Source organism: Candidatus Baltobacteraceae bacterium, assembly GCA_036559195.1.
In the GTDB taxonomy this organism is placed as follows: domain Bacteria; phylum Vulcanimicrobiota; class Vulcanimicrobiia; order Vulcanimicrobiales; family Vulcanimicrobiaceae; genus JALYTZ01.
In genome coordinates this window covers 1-16,551 of sequence record DATBTN010000027.1, presented here as the reverse complement: position 1 = coordinate 16,551, position 16,551 = coordinate 1, and the positions used below count along the sequence as shown (strand labels likewise).

At 63.6% G+C, this 16,551-nt stretch carries 16 protein-coding genes and 3 tRNA genes; 3 read left to right on the top strand and 16 right to left on the bottom strand.

Going from position 1 to position 16,551, the window contains the following annotated elements:
- Nucleotides 1-15: 15 nt before the first annotated feature.
- The 13 genes from VIG32_03035 to VIG32_02975 all read right to left on the bottom strand — a co-directional run bounded on the left by VIG32_03035 (nt 16) and on the right by VIG32_02975 (nt 12,662).
- Entirely contained in the window at nt 16-2,217 is a 2,202-nt protein-coding gene (locus tag VIG32_03035) for a penicillin acylase family protein (GenBank protein HEY8296978.1), read from the bottom strand.
- A gap of 65 nt (nt 2,218-2,282) precedes the next feature.
- Nucleotides 2,283-2,714 carry a carboxypeptidase-like regulatory domain-containing protein gene (locus VIG32_03030; GenBank protein ID HEY8296977.1) on the bottom strand — a complete coding sequence of 144 codons (432 nt, stop codon included), beginning with the start codon at nt 2,712-2,714 and terminating at the stop codon, nt 2,283-2,285.
- A 61-nt stretch (nt 2,715-2,775) separates the two neighbouring features.
- Nucleotides 2,776-3,201 (bottom strand): hypothetical protein, encoded by a 426-nt coding sequence (locus tag VIG32_03025; GenBank protein HEY8296976.1) that lies wholly within the window; start codon nt 3,199-3,201, stop codon nt 2,776-2,778.
- A gap of 7 nt (nt 3,202-3,208) precedes the next feature.
- Nucleotides 3,209-4,186, bottom strand: a complete 978-nt coding sequence (locus tag VIG32_03020) for a PDZ domain-containing protein (GenBank protein HEY8296975.1) — start codon at nt 4,184-4,186, stop codon at nt 3,209-3,211.
- Between the two features lie 5 nt (nt 4,187-4,191).
- The gene (locus VIG32_03015) at nt 4,192-4,755 is read right to left on the bottom strand and encodes a hypothetical protein (GenBank protein HEY8296974.1); all 564 of its coding nucleotides are present in this window, start codon (nt 4,753-4,755) and stop codon (nt 4,192-4,194) included.
- 11 nt (nt 4,756-4,766) lie between these two features.
- Nucleotides 4,767-5,282: a pantetheine-phosphate adenylyltransferase gene (coaD, locus tag VIG32_03010; GenBank protein HEY8296973.1), complete on the bottom strand. Its 516-nt coding sequence runs from the start codon at nt 5,280-5,282 to the stop codon at nt 4,767-4,769.
- Nucleotides 5,279-5,845: a 16S rRNA (guanine(966)-N(2))-methyltransferase RsmD gene (rsmD, locus tag VIG32_03005; GenBank protein HEY8296972.1), complete on the bottom strand. Its 567-nt coding sequence runs from the start codon at nt 5,843-5,845 to the stop codon at nt 5,279-5,281. The genes coaD and rsmD overlap by 4 nt, the downstream gene beginning before the upstream one ends.
- 9 nt (nt 5,846-5,854) lie before the next feature.
- On the bottom strand, nt 5,855-6,607 hold the full coding sequence (locus VIG32_03000) for an HAD family hydrolase (protein ID HEY8296971.1): 753 nt from the start codon (nt 6,605-6,607) through the stop codon (nt 5,855-5,857).
- Nucleotides 6,553-9,225: a pitrilysin family protein gene (locus tag VIG32_02995; protein HEY8296970.1), complete on the bottom strand. Its 2,673-nt coding sequence runs from the start codon at nt 9,223-9,225 to the stop codon at nt 6,553-6,555. The genes VIG32_03000 and VIG32_02995 overlap by 55 nt, the downstream gene beginning before the upstream one ends.
- 45 nt (nt 9,226-9,270) lie before the next feature.
- On the bottom strand, nt 9,271-11,313 hold the full coding sequence (gene recG, locus VIG32_02990) for an ATP-dependent DNA helicase RecG (GenBank protein HEY8296969.1): 2,043 nt from the start codon (nt 11,311-11,313) through the stop codon (nt 9,271-9,273).
- Nucleotides 11,314-11,511: 198 nt separating this feature from the next.
- Complete coding sequence (locus tag VIG32_02985) at nt 11,512-12,525, bottom strand: 2-dehydropantoate 2-reductase (GenBank protein HEY8296968.1); 1,014 nt, start codon at nt 12,523-12,525, stop codon at nt 11,512-11,514.
- Nucleotides 12,497-12,568, bottom strand: a tRNA-Cys gene (locus VIG32_02980). The genes VIG32_02985 and VIG32_02980 overlap by 29 nt, the downstream gene beginning before the upstream one ends.
- A 20-nt stretch (nt 12,569-12,588) precedes the next feature.
- Nucleotides 12,589-12,662: transfer RNA gene (locus VIG32_02975), tRNA-Gly, on the bottom strand.
- 92 nt (nt 12,663-12,754) lie between these two features.
- On the opposite strand from VIG32_02975, the gene VIG32_02970 reads away from it, so the two are divergent.
- Nucleotides 12,755-13,540, top strand: coding sequence for a DUF4239 domain-containing protein (locus VIG32_02970; GenBank protein HEY8296967.1), 786 nt, complete (start codon nt 12,755-12,757; stop codon nt 13,538-13,540).
- A 9-nt stretch (nt 13,541-13,549) separates the two neighbouring features.
- On the opposite strand, the gene VIG32_02965 is transcribed toward VIG32_02970, so the two are convergent.
- A complete protein-coding gene (locus VIG32_02965; protein HEY8296966.1) occupies nt 13,550-14,287 on the bottom strand; it encodes a hypothetical protein in 738 nt (245 codons plus the stop codon).
- On the opposite strand from VIG32_02965, the gene VIG32_02960 reads away from it, so the two are divergent.
- Complete coding sequence (locus tag VIG32_02960; GenBank protein ID HEY8296965.1) at nt 14,286-14,642, top strand: DUF5069 domain-containing protein; 357 nt, start codon at nt 14,286-14,288, stop codon at nt 14,640-14,642. The genes VIG32_02965 and VIG32_02960 overlap by 2 nt on opposite strands.
- A gap of 16 nt (nt 14,643-14,658) precedes the next feature.
- On the opposite strand, the gene VIG32_02955 is transcribed toward VIG32_02960, so the two are convergent.
- Nucleotides 14,659-15,513 (bottom strand): ABC transporter substrate-binding protein, encoded by an 855-nt coding sequence (locus VIG32_02955; GenBank protein ID HEY8296964.1) that lies wholly within the window; start codon nt 15,511-15,513, stop codon nt 14,659-14,661.
- A 113-nt stretch (nt 15,514-15,626) separates the two neighbouring features.
- Here VIG32_02955 and VIG32_02950 point away from each other — a divergent pair, with 113 nt between their 5' ends.
- Nucleotides 15,627-16,187: a glycine zipper domain-containing protein gene (locus VIG32_02950; protein HEY8296963.1), complete on the top strand. Its 561-nt coding sequence runs from the start codon at nt 15,627-15,629 to the stop codon at nt 16,185-16,187.
- A gap of 93 nt (nt 16,188-16,280) precedes the next feature.
- Here VIG32_02950 and VIG32_02945 read toward each other — a convergent pair.
- Nucleotides 16,281-16,356, bottom strand: a tRNA-Phe gene (locus VIG32_02945).
- Nucleotides 16,357-16,551: the final 195 nt, after the last annotated feature.

Here is a 16,551-nt window from a genome sequence, read left to right as displayed (position 1 = left end):
CTCGTTTCGGACTCCTTATGGACGCGACGGAACGAGCACCAAACGCTCCCGCGTTGCGGCGCGCACGGCTCGCTCCGAAAACGGCAACGCTGCCAGACGGCCGCTAATCCACTGCGGGCTCAAGTCGCGATAGTGCGCCGAACCCGGCTCGCCCGACTCGCCGCTGGGGATCACGATGCCGCCGGCGTCCCAGTTGCCGATATCCCAGACGGCACGGAAACTTTGTGAGAAGCCCGGCGCCTGAACGTGCACGGTGTATTCGTCGCCATCCCCCGGCAGCGTCGCGCCGTCCAAAAACGCAAATCCCAACGGTCCGAATTGGTGCTCGATTCGAACGGCGCCCTCTTCTCCCCACGGTCCGGTCAGGTCGCGCGGCGGCTCCCATTGGGCGGCGCGCAGATCCATTTCGAAATCGCTCGGCGCCCGCCCGGCGCGAAACCGGTTCATGAGCGCGACGAGGCCGGGGGCATCGTTCTCGGCTTCGATTCGCAGGCGCCGCTCCAGCGTCGCGGCGTCGGAATTTGGCGTGAAGCGTCCGTCCCAGCGCGCGAGCGCGTCGACCAGCGGTGTCGAGAGCGCGCCCGGATGGGAGCGGGCATACGCGACGACGTCGCGCGCGAACTCGAGATCGGCCGGCGAGAACGTGTCGAGCTGCATGCGCGCGAAATAGGCTACGTCGTAGGTGGTTCGAGCGCGAAGCAGCCGCGCGATCCGGTACGCGCGGTACGGCAGTGCGAACCCGGCGCTTAGCCGATAGGGGTAACGATCCCCGTACATTTTATTGTTGGCGCTGAGCACGACGGCGTCGCGCGACGGTGCGACCCTCGGCAGGCGCGCGAAAGCAATCGCGGGGTACGTCGCGCGCAGATCGCGCGCCGGGTGAACGTAGCGTCCCCACGCGGCGTCGTCGGCGATCCGGCCGGCGAGATGGTAGCCCGCAAAACCGTGCGTATCGGCGATCACGAAATTTTGCGCGGGTCCCGGGAACGTTGCGAGCGCACGAACGGCGTCCCGCGCGCTCGCCGCGCGATTTAGCGCGAGGATCGCCGCAAGCGCCGAAGCGCCGGCGTCGTATTGGCTCCAGCGCACGAGTACCAGCCGCGTGCGGTCATAATCATCGGGGACTGCAAATTCGTGCGGCGTGCGGTAGTAGAGTCGCGTCACGTCGGGCCCAAATCGCACGTGGAACCGTTCGCGCTTCCAATGCCCGCCGTGCAGACGGCCGGCATAGAACAGGCTCATCGACGTGACGGCGCCGTTGGTAGCGCCCCACGCAACGCGCTCGTTGTGCCCCAAAATAATTCCGGGCGCACCGGGAATCGCCGCGCCGGCGACGTGCAGTCCCGGCGCGCGCAAATCGATCAGATACCAAATGCCGGGAATATTCAAATCCAAGTGCGGATCGTTGGCAAGCAGCGCGCGTCCCGTCGCCGTTCGCCGCGCTCCCGCCGCCCACGCGTTGCTGCCGATCGGGCGCGAGGCCACGTGCGCGATGCGAAGCACGTTCGCGGAGGGCGCCGGCCGCGCCGGGGGCCCGTCAACGTTTCCGCGGATCGAGACGTCGTATTTCGAATCGCTGAGCGGAAAAGCCGCGTCGAAATCGCGCGGACCGTCCCGTCTCCAAACGTCGTTTCGCGCGAGAATCGAATGCCACGAGTCCGTGAGATCGAGCGAAATAGCGACGCCGACGGCGAGACAATCGCGCGGCTTCCAGGCTGCCGGCCGGTACAGCAACAGGCGAAATTCGATCGGAAGCGGCTGCGAGCGCATCGCCGCGTTGACGCCGTCGCTGAATGCGTCGAGCGCGGCGCGATCGCCGGGACGCAGGTGCCGCCACTGGCGCTCGACGATGTCGCGGGCGTCGATCGTGCGAACTTGCTCGTCGATCGGCAGCTCGTTGGAACCGAGCACCTCGGCCAGTTGCCCGTAGACGAACCGGCGCATCAGCTCCATTTGAAAGAGCCGGTCCGACCCTTCGACAAAGCCTTGCGCGAAATAGAGATCGTGTCCGTTGCGCGCGCGAATGTGCGGGATACCGCGATCGTCGCGTAAGATCTCCACCGGCGCCCGAATCGCAAGGCCGGTCACGGAACCGTGCGAAACCGCCGCCGCGCGCAACCCGAGCGTGGCGTTTAGAACGTAGGCGGCCCCAATGAGGCCGCCCACGATTGCGAACGCTTTAAGGTGCCGGAGCAAAAGCTCCATTACCGCGGTCATGCGCCTTTGCGGCCTGCCTTTCCCAAGCTACAACGCTCGGTGCCGGCGCTTAGTGATGTAGCGCGTTAGTGAACGCGATAGACGTCGGCCGTCTGGTCGGGATCGAAGTTCCCCACGTAGGGGCCCTCGCACGCGGGCGGCCGTTTATCGTCGGATACGACGATCTTCACGCGGTGCACTTCGCCGCCGTTCACGTTACGCACGACGCAGCTCGAACTGCGCCCCGCAACGTTAGCGGTAACGATGTAAGCGCCGCCCTCCAGACCCAGATCGGCAAAAAAGCCGCGCCGATTGGTTAGCGAGGAGCGAAGGCGCACCGCCTCTTGATGCTTGGGTACCGGGAGCTGGTAGATCGACACGGCGGCGTTCGCTACGGGTTTGCCGGTGGTTCGATCCATCACGGTGCCGGAGATTCCGCCGGTCGCGTCCGCCGATGCGACCAGCGGCGCGAGCGACGCGGCCAGCACGAACGGAGTTACTAAAGCAAGCAGTTTCATGGATACTTCGTACCCTCGCCCGCCGCGCCCAAACGAAAAAAAAGGAGTTGCAGCCGACGGCTCAGTTGCTATCGGCCGAACCGCGCTCCACCAAGCTTTTGGTGAGGTAGACGATCCCCAGCGTCTGCACCCACTCCGAGACGATGTTTCCGCTGACTTGACCCCACTTGCCGTTGGTCTGCATGTGCGCGAATAGAACGACCCACCCGACGCCGGTGATGAGCAGAAAGATCGTAAGTGAGTGCTCCCAGAGCAGCCGCCGAATGCCGCGCAGGCGATCGGCCGGCTGCCGGCTCTGTTGCGATCCGCGCTCGATCAGGTACTTCGTCCCTACGATGACGACGACCGATCCGCACCAATCCGCAATCGCGTTGCCGAAAAAGGCCCCCCAATGGGTACTCGGATCGCTGAAGCAATACATCACGAACCACAGCGCGAGAATCGCGACCGTCACGATGCTCAAGCCATGCGGCCGTAGTGCGGCCACGATTCGGCTAACGGCCGATTGCCGCGACGGCTTGTCGGAAGTTCGCGATCGGGACGACTTTGATACCGGAGGTCGTTTTGATTTCGGCATAGTTCTCCCGCGGCACGAGAAAGAGTGAAGCGCCCGCGCGACGCGCGGCGACGATCTTCTGCGCGGCGCCCTCGATCGGCCCGACGCTGCCGTCGTACGAGATGGTACCCGTGCCCGCAACGGCTCGTTCGGGCAGTCGTCCCTTCCCGGCTAGCGTCGCGTAGATCTGGAGCGCGAACATAAGACCGCCCGAACTGCCCGACACGTCGGGGAGATGATACGTCACCGCGACCGGTAGCCGCGGCCGTTCGATCACCGCGGTGAGATAGACGCCCAGAGCGGTCGCGCCGTGATAGAGGATCGTCGGAACGTTCGCTTGCAGCAGGCGGCCTTTCCGCAGAATCGCGACGCGCACGCTGGCGCCCGGCGTAACGCGAGCCAGAGCGCGCGCGACATCGGGGCTCGCCGTCGCCGCGGCGCCATCGACCGAAACGATGAGATCCCCGGGACGCAACGCTCGTCCCGCGCGCGAGAGCGCCGAAATGGAAAGCACGAGCACGTGCGAACGCGGAATCGGGACTCGCAAGTGCGCGGCCCGCTCGGCGACGACCGCGGCGATCGCTTGACTCTCGTTCATCGACTCGCGCATGACGCCTTCGTATTCACGCGAGCTGATGCCCTGCGGCACGACGTCGGTCGTTCGCACGATGCGGCCGCCCGGCCCCAACCCGTCGAGCAGCACGAGCGGCGTGGCATGCGCGACGAATGCCACGTCGGTCAAATAAAAGTGCACGGCCGGCGGCGCGTGCCGCGCGACGCTCACGACCTTTCGCAAGTCGACCGCGTGGCCCGGCAAGATCAGCGAATATGGCGTGGGGATCGAAGCGAGCGCGGCCGCCACAAGGGCGGCCGCGACGTAGATTGGCGCACGACGCTGCGCCAGCGAAAGGCGCACGCGGTTTAGCGCACGACTTCGACCGACTCGAGAGCCGCGGTCTCGTCGGCGGCCTGCGCGTCGAAAGCCGCCCGTTTGCTCTTCGCGGCCGCATCGGCGAGCGGCTGTCCGTCGGTCGCAGCCGGCGATGGTCGCGGCGTCAGCGCTTCGCGCCCTTTGCGCACCGAGCCGAGAGCGGTTGAAAGCCGCGTCTCGAGTTCGCCGAGCATCTGAGCGGCATAGTGATCGGCGCCTTCGCGAATCTTGCGCGCCCGTTCCTCCGCCTCGCGCAGCACCACGTCGGCCGTCGTACGAGCGCGCGCCACGATCTCGTTTTGGTCGACGAGTTCTTCGTGTTTGCTCGTCGCTTCGGTGACGATCGCGTGCGCCTTTTCGTGCGCGGCACGGATCATGCGATCCTGATCCTTGGCGATAATCTTCGCGCGCCCGACCTCTTCGGGCAACGACGAACGAACCTTCTCGATCATCTCCACCAGCCGCTCCTCGCTCAGGACGCGATAACCGGCGGGGAGCCAAGTCCCTTCGTGTACGTAGGCTTCGAGTTTATCCAGAACGCGATAGACCGACATGAATACCTCCGTTACGATAAGCTGCGCAGCGTGTCGCGTTTGGCGGCCATCAACCGTTCTACCGGTTCCGGAACCAACGCTCCAACGTCACCGCCTAAGAAGAACACCTCTTTGACAATGCTCGAACTGACAAACGAATACTTTTGATCGGACATGAGAAACATCGTGTCGACGTCTGAGAGCGCCCGATTCATCAACGCGGTAGACATCTCATTCTCGAAATCCGAGACGACGCGCAACCCTTTGACGATGACGTCGGCTTGATTGGCTTTGACGTAGTCGGCGAGCAAGCCGCGAAAATGCTCGACCCGCACGTTTGGCAGGTGAGCGACGCATTCGCGAATCATCGATTCGCGCTCCTCGAGCGTAAACATCGGCTCGCGCTTTTGCGGATTCACGACGACGGCCACGATGAGCTCTGCAAAACACGTCGCCGCACGATCGATAACATCGAGATGCCCGTTCGTCGGCGGATCGAACGACCCCGGGTAGATGGCCCGGGGGTGGCGAGCGGAGCGGTTATTCAACCGATGTCATCCCGCGCCGCACCGGCGAGGGTAAAAAAGGCCAATGCGACATCGCCGTAGACTTCCTCGCGGACTCCGCGGTACCCCGGTATTGGCGGAAGAATGCTGCGCGCCGCGTGTTCGAAGATCACGAGCGCGTCGGGCGCGAGGAGGTTACGTTCGAGAAGCAGCCGGAACATTTGCAGCGGCAGTTCGTCGGCGTACGGCGGGTCGGCATACACGATATCGAACGGCCCATCGACGCGATAGAGCGCCCGGTCGACCGGCGCCGAGACGACCGTAACGAGCTTGCCGACACCCAGATTTTGCGCGGCCTCACGGATCGCATCGGCCGTCTCGCGATGGCCCTCCACCGAAACGACGCGTTTCGCGCCCCGCGAGGCCGCCTCGAAACCGATGGCGCCCGTTCCCGCAAAAAGATCGAGAAAACGCGCGCCTTCGATGCGGGGCATCAAGATCGAAAAGAGCGACTCCTTGACCCGGCCCGGAGTCGGCCGAACGTTGTTTCCTTTGGGTGAGGCGAGTTTACGGCTACGCAGGGTTCCTCCCGTGATCTTCGGCACGCTCGTTTTCTACGGGCGAACGAGCGCGAGCACCTCGTGGAGACTGTGGATAACTCGCGAAGGCCCTGGAACAGTCGAAGGATAGCTTGCCCCCTCGGCGTCGAGCCAAATGCCCTGCATGCCGGCCGCGAGCGCGCCGGCGACGTCGACGACCGGGTTGTCGCCGATGTATCCGATCCCATCGGCCGCGCATCCGAGCGTGCCGGCCAGCGCCGCGAACGCGGCCGCATCGGGCTTCTGCGATCCAATCTCGCTGCTGGCAAGCACCGCGCCGCCGAATCCGATGCGGGCGGCCTTGCGCTGCTGTAACGGCGCCCAGCCGTTCGTAAGGATCGCATGCGGCACCGCCCGAGCCCGGAGGTGCTCGAAGCAGTCGCGCGCGCCCGGCAAGGGCACGACGAAGGCATCGACGCTCGCGAGTGCGATGCGCCGGTATTCGTCGGCATAGCCGGTCGGCGCCACGCCGCGATCGCGCACGAATCGCTCGACTGCGTCGTCGATCGTGCACGCCCCCGCCCGCTGGTGCGCGAGCAGTTCGTCGATTCGAACGATCTCGGCATCGAGCGCGCCGAGCGGTGCTCCGCCGTCCCGTTCGATGAACTCGATCAAGTGGAGAAACGCCACACGCTCGAGCTTGTTATCGAGCCCGAGCGTGTGATCGAAGTCGAAACCCAGCGCGCGAATGCGCGCTGGGCCGGCGCTTGAGGCTATGTGGGTCCGGGTCCGGTTACGATTCGCACGAAGCCATTGGGTCGCACCCACTTACTCATGGCCGCGCGAATCTGTGCCGAGGTGACGTCGAGTTCGCGCCGCGCGTCGACCGAGTATTGATCGAGCGGCAAGCCGAGACCGGCATACCGCAAGAACAGTGAGCCGACGCCGTCGTAACTATCCTGCGCGATCGGAATATCGCCCATCAACTGCGCTTTGGCTCGCAGCAGCCGGTCGGCGGCAACGGGCCGGCGCTGCATCGATCGCAGATCGTTGACGACCAGTCCCTCGGCCGGAACGACGTTTTTCGGATCCGATCCGTAGGAAACGCTAAACGTCGAACGGACTTTCCCGGCCTGCAGGCGACTGCCGACGTAGTAGACGTAGCCGTGGACTTCCCGTAGATCGTGATAGAGCAGCGATGAGTAGAAGCCGCCCGACAAGATCGTGTTAGCGACTTGCACCGGTGCGAAATCGGGATCTTTACGCAACAAGCCCGTCGTTTCGACGAGTTGTACCGAGGACTGAACGCGCCCCGTTGCCGGGACCGTCGCCGTCGAAGCCGCATTGTTGGGCACCGGCGAGGGATAGACGTTCGGCTTCGGACCGACGGCGCTCCACGCGCCGAAGTACTTCGTCAGGGCTGCCTTCGCTTGATCCGGCGTCACGTCGCCGATCACGACGATGGTTGTGAGATCCGGACGATACGCCGAGGCGAACCACGCCTTAACGTCGGCGAGTGTGAGCGACCCGACGCTTGCGGGCGTGGCGAAGCGCTGCTCTGGATCGCCCGCCGGATAGAGCGCCTTGCTGAGCGCGACCGCCGCCAGGTGATCGGGCGCGGTGATCACGCCGGTCAGCGAACCGACCGTCTGCTGCTTGACGACATCGAAATCTTTCGCATCGAAACGCGGATGCAGTTCTTCATCGGCGAGCAGGGCGACGCCGCGATCGAAATCACTCGAGAGCGCCTGCAGGCCGAAGGTGGTTCCGGCTTGCGTGGTGGCCGCGATCTTATCGAGTTCCGCCTGGAACGCGAGGCGATCGTAGGTGGCCGTTCCGTAGGGGAGTAACGACGCGGTGAGGTCGGCCACGCCATCTTGTCCGGCGGGCTCTTGCACTTGCGGATTGTTGCGTATCTCGCCCGCCACCGTCACGGTGCGGGTCGAGTGATCGGGCTGCACGATCACTTTGATGCCGTTGGCGAGCGTCAAGGCCGTGGGATGCAGTGTCTCGGCGGGAACGTGCAAGTGCGCGAGCACGCTCCGCGCGAACGCCGGCAGCGCAACGTGCTTGCTGGGCGCTATCGTATTGACTTCTTTTGCGAGCGCGCCGGCGCCCGAACTGGTCTTGCCGAGGTTCTTCGGAACCGCGTAAGCGGTAATCGCGCGCGCGTCGACGACGTAGGTGCGCAGCACCCGGTTGACGTCGTCCGTCGTGACTTTGTTAAACGCCGAAATCATGTCGTCGGGGGATGCGAGGCCCTGAACCGCGACCGCTTGACTCCATTCGAAGGCGAGGCCTTCGATCGAATTGGCGTTGTACTCGAGTTGGGCGACTTCGCGCCGCTTGGCCGCTTCGACGAGATCGGCCGGAACGCCGGTCTTGCGATAGTTCGTTAAAACGTCTCGCACGAGTTTGTCGGCCGCCTCGGGTTTGGTCGTTACCGGCACGATCGCAACCGCGTAGCCGATCGACGCTTTCGCGAACGATTGTTGCTGAAACCCTGCGTAGAGCGCTTGGCCCGAGGCCGCGAGTCCGTAGAGATCGCCGCGCTGGCTCGAGAGAACGTCGCCGAGAATTTGCGCCGCGGCATAATCTGAGCTCGCGAAGCCGGGAAGCCGATACCCGATAAGCACCGCCGTATACGGCTGGTCGCTCGTGTCTCGATACGTGTGCGGAACGATCGGACGAAGATTGACCGGATCGCGCGAGGGAAGCGCCGCCGATGGAATGTCGCCGAAGAGCGCTTTGACGCGAGCGACCGTCTTGGGTCCGTCGACGTCGCCGACGATGACGTACACCGCGTTATTCGGATGGTACCATTTGTCGTAAAAATGTATCAGTTGCGGGTGATTGATCGTATGCGCGAAATCGCGCACGGTTCCAAGGCCGTTCTTGGCATAGGGCGTCCCGCCCAGCAGCGCTTGCGTCATCTTCTCGTTGAGTCGATAGAAAGCGTTGCTGTTATCTTGCGTCACCTCTTGCGTGATCGCGCCGCGCTCCTGATTCCATTGCGACTGCGCCATCGTCAATCCCGTCGCGCGGGAACGTTCGAGGTTCAGCGCGATCCCGAGATACTGCGAGGGAACGGTAAAGAAGTATTGCGTGATGTCGCTCTCGGTGTCGGCATCGAAGCTTCCGCCGGTGATGTCGATCGAATCCATCAATTGCGAAGACGAGATCGTCTTGCTGCCGCGGAACATCATGTGTTCGGTCGCGTGCGCGAGACCGGGAATAGATTGGTCGTTGGAGCCGATCCGATAATTCAGCATGGTCGTCACCACCGGCGCGAGAGCGTCGTGCACGACGACGATCCGCAGTCCGTTGTGAAGGGTCGCACGCGTGACCTGAAGGGAGGCGGCATCGGTGGGGCGCGGAGCGAGCGCGAGAAGCCCGACACCCAACGCCAAAGCACCGGCCGCAAGAAACCGAAGCGCTTTAATCATGGCGGGTAGTTAGCTACCACCGCGACGGCGCCCTCGGAGAACGCCTCAACTGCTAAGCATCATGGCCCGGGCACTGGGGGTGGCCTCGATTAACGCGCGCAGGCCGGCATGGCCGGGACTCGATAGCGTGGGGTCGGCGTCGACGATCGCTTCGGCCGCGAGCTTGGCGCTACGATAGATCTCGATGTCGCGAACGAGATCCGCGACGCGGAATTCGACGAGCCCGGATTGTGCGGTTCCCGCGAACTCGCCCGGACCTCGCAACCGCAGATCTTCTTCCGCGATCCGGAAACCGTCGGTCGTCTCGGTCAGGATTCCTAACCGTTCGACCTCGCCGGCATCGTCGGGGGCGATCAGCAAGCAAAACGATTTCGCCGCGCCGCGTCCGACGCGCCCGCGCAGTTGGTGTAATTGCGAAAGTCCGTAACGATTGGCGTCGAGCACCACCATCACGCTCGCGTTGGGAACGTCGACGCCGACCTCGACGACGGTGGTCGCCACCAAGACCTGGATTTCGTTGCGCGCGAACCGGCCCATTACCGCGTCCTTCTCACGCGCAGAGAGCCGTCCGTGGAGCAAACCCAGCCGCAGATCGGGGAAAACGTCCTTCTGCAAGCGTTCCGCCTCGACCACGACGCTCGTTAGTTCGCTCTCGGATTCGTCGATCGCCGGCGCAACGATGTAGGCTTGGTGCCCGGCCTCGACGTTCATCCGTACGAATGTATAGGCCTTATCGAGACGGCTGTTTCGCAGCGCGAAGGTCTCGATCGGCGTGCGGCCGGGCGGTAGTTCGTCGATAATCGAAAGATCGAGATCGGCGTAGATCGACTGCGCCAGCGTGCGCGGAATCGGCGTCGCGGTCATGTGCAGCGTGTGCGGTGCGACGCCTTTGGAACGCAACCGCGCGCGTTGCTCGACGCCGAAGCGATGCTGTTCGTCGATTACGACGAGGCCGAGCCGCGCGAAGTCGACACCCTCGGTAAGTAATGCATGCGTTCCGACGGCGAGCATCGCGGCCCCGCTCTTGAGCTTCTCAACGGCGTTCGCACGCGCGCGGGCGCCTTGGCTGCCGAAGACCGCCTCGACCGCGATGCCGAAGGGCAGCAGCGTCGGTGCCAATTTGGCGGCATGCTGGGCGGCGAGAATCTCCGTCGGCGCCATCAGCGCGGATTGAACGCCGTTGCGCGCGGCCAAAACCACGGCCGCAGCCGCCACCAGCGTCTTGCCGCTGCCGACGTCGCCTTGCAACAGGCGGTTCATCGGCGACGTGCGCGTCATGTCGTGCCAAATCTCCGCGATCGATCGCCGCTGCGCACCGGTCGGCGCAAACGGCAGTTCCCGCTCGAACCCGGCGAGCAGATCGCCGGGGATCGCGAGCGCGTCCGCGCCGCTCTCGGCGGCTCGCGCGCCGCGCTTTAGCTGCGCCGCGAGTGCCAGCGCCAGAAACTCCGTGAAGATAAACCGCTCGCGCGCCTTCGCGGCAGCTTCCGGCGACTGCGGCACGTGCATTTCGCGATACGCTTCTTCAAGCGCCGGAAAGTGCCGTTCGTTCGCAAGCCGGATGGGGATGGGATCCTCACTCGCGAGCGACAACAGCTTCGGAAGGTTGCGACGGACGACTTGATGGATCTTCCGCGACGTCAGGGTTTTGCTCGCCGCGTAGATCGGCACGATCTCTCCTTCGTAGGATTCGTCGTCCGCCAGCGTCTTGTGCAGCGTCACGTTCATAGCGGCACCCGCCGGCGTACGCTGCACGCGGCCGCGCACGAAAAGCCGCATCCCCTTTTTGAACGCCCCGATCAGGTAACTGCGGCCGAACCATTTCGCAACGAACGTGCCGCTATCGTCCTGCAATTCGGCTTCCACAATCGTGAGATTGCGCGCCCGGCGTTCGCGCACCCAGATCACGGTTCCGACGGCGTTGACTTCGCCGTCGCCGCTCACCAGCTTCGAGGCGGGCGTGGGGAAGCGCTGATCTTCATAGCGATACGGGAAATCGTTGAGCAGATCTTCGGCGCGCGCGATTCCAAGCTCCGCGAATTTCGCCGCACTCTCCTTGCCCACGCCCGCCAACTCCCCAATCAGCATCGAGCAAAAGCCATAGCTACCCCCCGTCCTTCGACAAGCTCAGGATGACAGGGGGGCTTTGTAGTGGTGAGCCTATCGATGCATGAATCTGTCGATGCATGAGCTTGTCGTTCTTCGACAGGCTCAGGATGACAAGCAGCGTTGTCGATGCGTGCGCTTGTCGTCCTTCGACAAGCTCAGGATGACAGGGGGGCCTTGTCATGCTGAGCTTGTCGAAGCATGCGATTGGGCGTTGAGGCGGTTGGTTAGGGCGTAGACGGTTTCAATGTGGGTTGCGGCGACGCCGTATTCGCGGGCGAGTTCCACGACCGCGCCGACGATTGGGTCGAGTTCGAGCGTGCGTCCGGCTTCGAGATCCTGCAGCATCGAGGTCTTAACGTTGCCGAGCCGCGACGCAAAGCCGATGCGTTCTTCGGCATCGATCTGCGGATCGCACCCCACGGCCGAGGCGACCGCGATCGTTTCTTCCATCAAAGCTCGCAAGAGCGCGCGAGTCTGCGGGTCGTCGATCATCGCGGCGACGCTCGAGCGCGTGAGCGCGCTGACCGGATTGAGCGAGACGTTGCCCAAGAGTTTGCGCCAAAGCGCGCGGCGAATCGCCGGCTCGATCGGCGCTTCGAGCCCCGCGGCGATCAACAGAGCGGAGAACCGCTCGACGCGATCGCTGCACCGGCCGTCGATTTCCCCGATCGGATAGAGTTTGCCGCCCATCTGCGCGACGACGCCCGGTTCGGGGATATTGCCCGACGCGTGAACGACCGCGCCCAAGACTCGGTCGTCCGAAAACATGTGCCGCAGCCGGCCGCCCGGATCCACGCTGTGCAGCGAACGATCCGGAAAATACCAAAACGGAATGCCGTTTTGCATCGGAACGATCGTGGCTTCCGTGTGTAGAAACGGTTCGAACTGCGGCAGAACCGCATCCCACTGATGCGCTTTCAGCGTCACTAAAATAAAGTCGAAGGAGCCGAGTTCGCGCAGATCCGACGAGGCCGGCACGTCCACCGTGAAATCGCCGAGTTCGCCACGTACGCGCAGGCCGTTGCGCTTGATGGCTTCCAGGTGCGCGCCGCGCGCGACGACCGCGACGTCGACGCCCGCGCGGGCCAGAGCTCCAGCGATGAATCCGCCGATCGCGCCGGCACCTACTACTGCTACTCGCACGCTTCTCTCACAAAATTTTAGGCGACGGGCAGATTCGAACTGCCGAATGGAGCTTTTGCAGAGCTCTGCCTTACCACTTGGCTACGTCGCCGCACACGCGGATCCACGACTTGGAGCGGGTAGCGGGAATCGAACCCGCGCATCAACCTTGGGAAGGTCGCAGGCTGCCATTACATCATACCCGCGTACCAAGCGCCGCCCTCCGTTCTCCCCGACGTCGGCCGCGTCCTACACAACCCAGGATGCGTTCGTATCGTTTCGGGCGAAGCGAGCCCGCGTGACCTGGATCTACGCCGTTCCGTCCTGGGTCCTTGCGCCCGTTGCGATCGCCGCCTTCTGCGCGATCGCCGCGATCGGCCTCTCGCTCGCGCGCCGTCACCTGGTTCGCAACGAAACCATCACGCACAACGACGTCGCCGGGCCCATACTCGCGACGATCGGCACGGTGCTCGCGGTGATGCTCTCGTTCATGGTCGTCTCGGTTTGGCAGCAATACGAAACCTCGGCCAATACCGTCGAACGCGAAGCTAGCGCGGCATCGGACATCCATCATCTGGCCGACCTGTTGACGGCACCCACGCGCAACCGCCTCAAGGCCGAAGTCGATCGATACATCCTGCTCGTCATCAACGACGAGTTCCCCGCCATGCGCCACGGCCGCTCCAGTACCGATGCCTCGTACGCCGCCTATCGCATCTATGGCATCGTGGCGGCGTTTTCACCCGCGTCTTCCGCGCAGACGCAACTGCAAGCGCAGGCGCTCGAACTGGCGCACACGCTGACCGACGCACGGCGCAGCCGTCTCCACGACAACGCGACCGGCATCCCGCCGATTCTCTGGGCGGCGATGCTTTTTATGGGCGCGTTGACCGTCGGCTTCTGCTACTTCTTTCGCATCGACAGCGCGCGGGCACATCTCTGGATGGTCGTTGCCATGACCTCGGTGATCGCGGTCACCTTCGTGCTAATCGCGGAGCTCGATTATCCGTATCGCGGAGATACGGGGATCGGCCCGCAAGCGTTCGTTGCGGCCTACGCGCGAATTCATAATCTCGAACGCTAGCCCGCGCCTCTAACTCAGAATGTTGATCGCACGGGATGCGATGACCGCGAGCGTCACGAGCGACGTGAGCGATTCGCCCATCATGAGTACTTTGGCCATCGGCGTTAGGGGAAACGTGTCCGTCGGACTAAAGGCCGTAGCCGTATTAAACGCCAGATACACGTAATCGAGAAATTGCGGCCGGAACCCGTATTGGCGCTGAACGTCGGTGCCGAGCGCCATCTGCGGAAACAAGAAATCCGCGCGGCGATGCACCTGCTCGAACGACGCGTGCGCGCGCACGTCGGGGCCGTGCCCGTCGGTCTCCCAAAACCACAGCGAGTACACGATGATATTCGTAAACCAGATCTGCACCGCTGCTAAGAGCAGTTGGGCGCCGACGACGCTCTTCCCGTGCTCGAACAACTCGAAGAGCAAGAGCACGATCGTCACGATGTTAAAGGCGTTGAGCGCGGCGATGACCCAAATCGAGGCCGCGCGCTGCCAGCCCGTTTCGTCGTGACGCCGCGGCTTGAAAACGATGAGCGGGACCAACGGCACCAACACGAGCAGCGGCAGCAACCAATACGGCCCGAACGTCAGTTTCGGCGGCAGGGTGAGATACAGAACGAGCGCGACGACCGTCGCGATCGCCGCGTGCCAACGGGGTTCCTCGTAGAGCGTGCGCTTGATCGACATGCAGGCGCTCATTCGCAGAGCTCGCTGCAATTGCATCCCGCCGGCCGCGCGTGCGGTTATCACCAGCATGGCTACAGATTTTCGCGACGGCAAAACCTTTCCGCGTCGGGGACGCCAGCCGATCGGCGAGTTCCTCTGGCTCGCTCGCGTATTCGACAAGGCGCGCGCCGGCGCGAACGGCACGATCCACGACTACATCTATCCCTGCCCGATGGACCAAGGCGTCTTCGAGCGCTGGGGGCTGACCTCGTCCGATTTCGATCGAGCGATCGCCGGCGCCCCGACCGACGAGGCAATCTATCAGTGGGTCAAGGCTCGCGTCGCGCCCGACCGGGCGCAGGCCGCCAACGATTGGCTGATGGTCGAGAAGATCGAGAACCTCGACCGGCAAGATTCCGAGGAAGGCGTTCCCGCGAACGCCTGACCCTCAAGCGGACCCGCTACTGGAAGAGCGTGCCGGCGTTGACGGGAGCCGAACGCATCGCGCCCTGCTGCAGTCCCCACTTCTTGAGCAGTCGATCGTAGCTACCGTCGCGGATCGTCGCCTGCAGCGCACGCTGCAGATGGTCGCGCATGGAAGACCGGCCTTTGGCGACCGCGATGCCGTAGGGAACCACGCCGAATTGGCGTCCGGCAACCTCATAGCTCGTGCCGTTCCCGAGCGTTTTGGCGAGATACGCGACCACCGGGTAGTCGGAGACGTGCGCGTCGGATTTGCCGGCGAGCAGCGCCTTAAGTGCGTCGGCGTCGGTGCCAAACGCCGCAACGCGAACGGCACCTAAATGAACGCCGGTACAGGATTTCGATTGGTTTTCGAGCGCGCTCTGTTGTGAGGTGCCCTTCTGCAAATCGACTCGTAATCCGCATAACCCGGCGAGGTTAAACACGTCGCGCGGATTGCCGCGAACCACCAGGATTCCGCTGCCCGCCAAAAAGTAATCGATGAAATCGACCTGCTTCTCTCGCGCGCGCGTGTCCGACATCGCGGAGAGCACGGCGTCGAACGTACCCGCGTCGAGCGCCTTCACGAGCGTGTTGAAATCGTGATTGGCGAAGGTCACGCGCATGCCCATGTGCCGGCCCAGTTCTTGGGCGAGATCGTAGTCGAAACCGTCGACCCGCTTCGCACTGCCCGCATAGAATTCCAGCGGAGCGTAGGAAATATCGGATCCGATTCGCAGCGTCCCGGTCGCCGCCGTAACGGCTCCCGGCATCAAAGAGAGCGCCAAGGCCGCGGCTGTGAGGCGGCCCAGCCACCCGGCTCTGGGAGGGAACTTCTGGTCAGCGATTCTCATATGGTTCCAGATATCGGCAAATCGCCTGCCGCTCGCCAGCAATGCGGCAAAGTGGGTATGAACTTCTCGGGGACCGATTTCGTTACCTGAGAACCCACCCGAAGGAGAACCACGTGCGTCCTATCTTTATCGCGGCCACCATGGCCGTCGCACTCATCTCGACCAGCCTAACGGCGCTTGCCGCGCCGACGGCCGGAACAACTCTTAATGGTACGATGACTCAGTCGATCGACACCAAATCGGCCTACGTCGGCCAAAGCGTCGAGCTTACGAACGTCTCGTCGTCCGATGGCAGCGGCGCCATTCGCGGAGGAAAGATCTACGGGCACGTTACCCGGGTCGTCCACGCCGGTCAAGGGCGTAAGGCTCAGCTCCAAATCACCTTCGATCGTCTCGTATTGCCGAGCGGTTCGACCTACGCGGTCGACGGTATCGTAACCGGCATGCAGGCGAACACCAAAAACAACACCGTGAAGGAAGCTGCCGGCGCCGTCGGCGGTATGATCCTCGGCAACATCGTCGGTAAGACGGTCTTCCACACCGGCGTAGGCGGTCTGCTCGGCGCGGCCGGCGGATACATCATCGCGCGCAACAACCGCGAGAACATGTCGGTACCGCAGGGCTCGGTCGTCAAGGTCAAGCTGCTCGCCGCTCGCCGTCAGGCCCACCACTAACAAACTACAACTCGCTCGTGTAGCGAGCAGCACACGCGCAGAAGCGTGACGCTAAAAAAACCGCCGGGAAGTGATTCCCGGCGGTTTCAATTATGGTGCCAAGACCGAGAGTCGAACTCGGGACACCGCACTTTTCAGGCGCGTGCTCTACCAGCTGAGCTATCTTGGCGAAAGCGCCCATTCGGGCGACCGCGTTGGGTTCTACGCAGGCAGTATGCGTCCTGCGCAGGCTTCCGCCCCTTGTCGCTCCAACCCGGATTTTCATGAGCGAACCGAATGCACTCGAAGCATTTGCTATTCTCGATGTCCGGGTCGGGACAATTGTCGCAGCCGAGCCGTTCCCGCAAGCGCGCAAACCCGCGTA